The 333-nt window shown below is 49.5% G+C and carries 1 protein-coding gene; it reads right to left on the bottom strand.

From position 1 onward, the window contains the following. Positions 1-48 precede the first annotated feature (48 nt). Positions 49-198, bottom strand: coding sequence for an RING-HC finger protein (locus tag L9G74_RS23955; protein WP_500142663.1), 150 nt, complete (start codon positions 196-198; stop codon positions 49-51). Between the last annotated feature and the right edge of the window lie 135 nt (positions 199-333).

Raw genomic sequence — 333 nt, 5'->3', positions numbered from 1 at the left:
CCCCGGTGGTGTAAAATGGAGTAGTATATGGAAAGCGTTAAAAAACTCCTAAGAGTAATTAACATGAACACTAGCATTAATGCCAGATTGACAAAGCGGGCAATTACGTACGGTGGACTCACACATTGTGCACAGACACAGATGCCTACATGGCAACAGCAGCACTATCGATTCTCTTACCCCACACTGATTGCACATCCTCTTCCCCAAAACGCCGTCGCTTTGTTTTACGTTTACGCTTCCGCCGCAAACCTCCACCACCGCGCGGGGGTGGCTGGTGTTTTTTTTTCTCGCGCAACACGACACCCCTGCTTAGACGGTGGTATGGTGGAG

It is taken from the genome of Shewanella electrica (genome assembly GCF_022321485.1).
Lineage (GTDB): Bacteria > Pseudomonadota > Gammaproteobacteria > Enterobacterales > Shewanellaceae > Shewanella > Shewanella electrica.
The sequence above is the reverse complement of the archived record's forward strand: the minus strand, read 5'-3'. Positions and strand labels throughout refer to the sequence as shown.